3 protein-coding genes, 1 pseudogene and 1 other annotated feature are annotated in these 3,759 nt (G+C 38.4%); all 4 genes and pseudogenes read left to right on the top strand.

Going from position 1 to position 3,759, the window contains the following annotated elements; all coding sequences use genetic code 11:
* Positions 1–1,402, top strand: a 1,402-nt coding sequence (locus Q5O73_RS05390) for a translation factor GTPase family protein (RefSeq protein WP_302669206.1), incomplete at its 5' end; no start/stop codon positions are given.
* Between the two features lie 62 nt (positions 1,403–1,464).
* Positions 1,465–1,713: a binding site (T-box leader), on the top strand.
* Positions 1,714–1,977: 264 nt separating this feature from the next.
* Positions 1,978–2,379 (top strand): annotated as a pseudogene (locus Q5O73_RS05385) (chorismate-binding protein); the annotation flags it as partial.
* A 34-nt stretch (positions 2,380–2,413) separates the two neighbouring features.
* Positions 2,414–2,644 carry a hypothetical protein gene (locus Q5O73_RS05380; protein ID WP_118588441.1) on the top strand — a complete coding sequence of 77 codons (231 nt, stop codon included), beginning with the start codon at positions 2,414–2,416 and terminating at the stop codon, positions 2,642–2,644.
* A gap of 18 nt (positions 2,645–2,662) precedes the next feature.
* The coding region (gene trpB, locus Q5O73_RS05375) for a tryptophan synthase subunit beta (RefSeq protein ID WP_302669205.1) at positions 2,663–3,759 on the top strand (1,097 nt) is incomplete at its 3' end.

Raw genomic sequence — 3,759 nt, 5'->3', positions numbered from 1 at the left:
GGATAAATATTTTGCTGGGGAAGAGTTTACATATGAGGAAATATCAAAGGCTCTTCGTAAAAGTGTAATAAGCTGTGATATTGTTCCGGTTCAGATAGGTTCAGGTGTAAGCTGTCAGGGAGTAAACAGCTTTCTTCAAACCTGTGAAAAATATTTTCCTAGTGCTAATAAGGCAGAGGTGCTTAAAAAGGCAACCAATGTAGATACAGGTGAAGAGGTAGTGGCGGATTTTGACTGCAACAAGCCTGTTTCAGCATATGTTTTTAAGACTATTATGGATCCTTTTGTTGGAAAATACTCCCTGGTAAAAGTTCGTACAGGGATACTGAAAGCCGGAGATACAGTTTATAATGCCACAAAGGATGTGGAAGAGAAACTTGCCAAATTATATGTTATGCGGGGAAAGAATGTAATTGAGGTTGACAGATTGTATTCAGGAGACATTGGCGCAATAGGAAAGCTGGCATCCACCAGAACCGGCGATACTTTATCTACAAGGCAGTGGCCTATAGAATATCATCCGACAACAATGTCAAAGCCTTATACATATATGGCATATCGTGCTGTAAATAAAGGTGATGAAGATAAAATGGCACAGGCTCTTACCAAGCTTTGCATTGAGGATTTAACACTGAAAACCGTATCAGATGAAGAAAACAGACAGTCGTTGATTTATGGAATCGGGGAACAGCAGTTGCAGATTGTGGCATCAAAGCTTGAAGACAGGTATAAGGTAAAGGTGGAACTTACAAAGCCAAGAATAGCTTTCAGGGAAACCATAAGAAAGAAGGCACAGGTACAGGGAAAACATAAAAAACAGTCAGGAGGACACGGACAGTACGGAGATGTTGTTATGGAGTTTGAACCTTCAGGGGATTTGTCAAAACCATATATTTTTGAAGAAAAGATATTTGGTGGAGCTGTACCTAAGAATTTCTTCCCAGCGGTGGAAAAAGGTTTACAGGAATGTGTTAAGGCAGGACCGTTAGCAGGTTATCCTGTAGTGGGAGTTAAGGCAACTTTAACAGATGGTTCCTATCACCCGGTGGATTCTTCAGAAATGGCATTTAAAATGGCAACCATTATTGCATTTAAGAAAGGATTTCTGGAGGCAGGACCTGTTTTGTTAGAGCCGATTGCTTTACTTAGTGTTACGGCACCTGATAAGTATTCAGGAGACATAATGGGAGATTTAAATAAAAGACGGGGACGAATACTTAATATGACTCCAAAGGACGGAAAGCAGTTAATAGAAGCGGAAGTTCCTATGTTAGAGTTATATGGATATTCTACATCCCTTCGTTCAATAACCGGTGGAAGTGGTGAATTTGAATATGTTGTATCCCGTTATGAACAGGCACCTCCTGATGTTCAGGAAAAACAGATACAGGACAATGCTTAAAAATAATCAAGGGGAAAGAGTAAATCTCACCTTGACAATATGAAATATAAATTTTAGAATAAAGGAAACCGTTGACTAAGAGTAAGTAGTCATGTGAGATGTTTTTCAGAGAGTTGCCGTTTGGTGTGAGGCAATAGACTATCAGTGATGAATGGACTTAGGAGGGCAGCTTGAAACTATTTAGATGGAAGTAGACGCTGACGGAGACTCACCGTTAAAAGAGAGCGCATATGATGGTATGCAGTGAGTGAATGTGTTATACATTAATTTGGGTGGCACCGCAGAAGTATTTTATGGCTTTTGTCCCTTAATATTTAAGGGACAAAGGCCTTTTCTTTTTGTTTATCCTATCAATGAGAAATTCCAAAATCTTTTGTCCCAAAATCATTATTATTTTTTGAGGAGGACATATGAACACACAGAAATTTGAAGAAATTGAACATTTACTTGAGGATTACAGCATGATTCCAATATGCAAGGAAATATATGCAGATGTAATCACACCTATTTCATTACTTAGGAAGATGGAGGTCTTTGGGAAAAACTTCTTTCTTTTAGAAAGTGTGGAGGGTGGAGAAAACATAAGAGAGGGAGATATTTTTCAGGGAGTTATTTCAAGACGTTTTGAAGCGGAATATAAGGGAAGCTTTTTAAATGCTTACAGAGTTTTGAGAACCACTAATCCTTCACCATATATGTATTTTATACAGTCAGAAGATATGCAGATAGCCGGAGCTTCTCCGGAAACCATGGTTAAGTTAGTGGATAGGGAACTTACAACATTTCCTGTGGCAGGAACAAGACCAAGGGGAAAAACACAGGCGGAGGATATGGAAAATGAGAACAGTCTTTTAAAAGATGAAAAGGAATTGGCTGAGCATAATATGTTAGTGGATTTGGCAAGAAATGATATAGGAAAGATTGCCCGGTACGGAAGCGTGCATGTGGAAGAATATATGAAAATACATAGATTTTCAAAGAATTAACCGGGCATTAAAAGCAGGTGCAAGGATGATAGGTGTTAATAACAGAGATTTAAAAACTTTCAAGGTTGATATTTCAAACAGTGAAAGACTTCGCAGGCTTGTTCCAGATAATGTATTGTTTATTGCAGAAAGCGGCATTAAAACCAACGAAGATATAAGAAGGCTTAAAGAAGCAAAAGTTAACGGAGTTCTTATTGGTGAGACGCTAATGAGGGCAAAAAATAAAAAAGAAATACTTGATGAATTGGCAAAATAGCAGAAAGGAAGAAAAGAGATGAGCAAAGGAAGATTTGGTATTCATGGCGGACAGTATGTTCCTGAAACATTAATGACAGCCATAAACGAAGTGGAAGAAGCATATGAATTTTATAAAAATGACAAAGGGTTTAATGAGGAATTAACAGATTTATTAAACAACTATGCAGGAAGACCGTCACTTTTGTATTATGCAGAAAAAATGACAAAGGATTTAGGGGGAGCAAAAATTTATTTAAAGCGTGAAGATTTAAATCATACAGGCTCCCATAAAATAAACAATGTTTTAGGACAGGTATTGCTGGCAAAAAAAATGGGAAAGACCCGTGTAATAGCAGAAACAGGAGCAGGACAGCATGGGGTGGCAACAGCAACGGCAGCATCTCTTATGGATATGGAATGTGAAATATTCATGGGAAAGGAAGATTGTGAGAGACAGGCATTAAATGTTTTCAGAATGGAACTTTTAGGGGCTAAGGTTCATGCAGTTACCAGTGGAACCATGACTCTTAAGGATGCCGTAAATGAGGCAATGAAGGAATGGACTAACAGAATGGATGATACATTGTATGTGTTAGGCTCAGTAATGGGACCTCATCCTTTTCCTACAATTGTAAGAGATTTTCAAAGTGTAATCAGTAAGGAAATTAAGGAGCAGTTAATGGAAAAAGAAGGAAGACTTCCTGATGCAGTTATTGCCTGTGTAGGTGGAGGCTCAAATGCCATGGGAGCATTTTATAATTTTATTGAGGATAAATCAGTTGAGTTAATAGGATGCGAGGCAGCAGGACTTGGAGTTGATAATCCTAAAAATGCAGCAACAGTGGCAAATGGAACAGAAGGTATATTTCATGGAATGAAATCACTGTTTTGTCAAAATGAAGACGGACAGATTGCACCGGTATATTCCATATCAGCAGGTCTGGATTATCCGGGAATAGGACCGGAACATGCCAATTTACATGATACGGGAAGAGCAAGATATGTTCCGATTACAGATGTGGAGGCAGTAGAGGCTTTTGAATATTTATCAAGAACAGAGGGAATTATTCCTGCAATTGAAAGTTCCCACGCCATTGCTTATGCAATGAAATACGCAAAAACATTAAGTAAGGA

Origin of the sequence: Eubacterium sp. AF15-50, assembly GCF_934835595.1 — a bacterium.
Lineage (GTDB): Bacteria > Bacillota > Clostridia > Lachnospirales > Lachnospiraceae > Eubacterium_G > Eubacterium_G segne.
Note: the sequence above shows the minus strand (reverse complement) of the source record. Positions and strands in the feature narration are given on the sequence as shown.

Excerpts from the sequence above, each read along its gene's own strand:
- Q5O73_RS05380 (WP_118588441.1), top strand. The coding sequence starts at position 2,414 with ATGATAGGTGTTAATAACAGAGATTTAAAAACTTTCAAGGTTGATATT.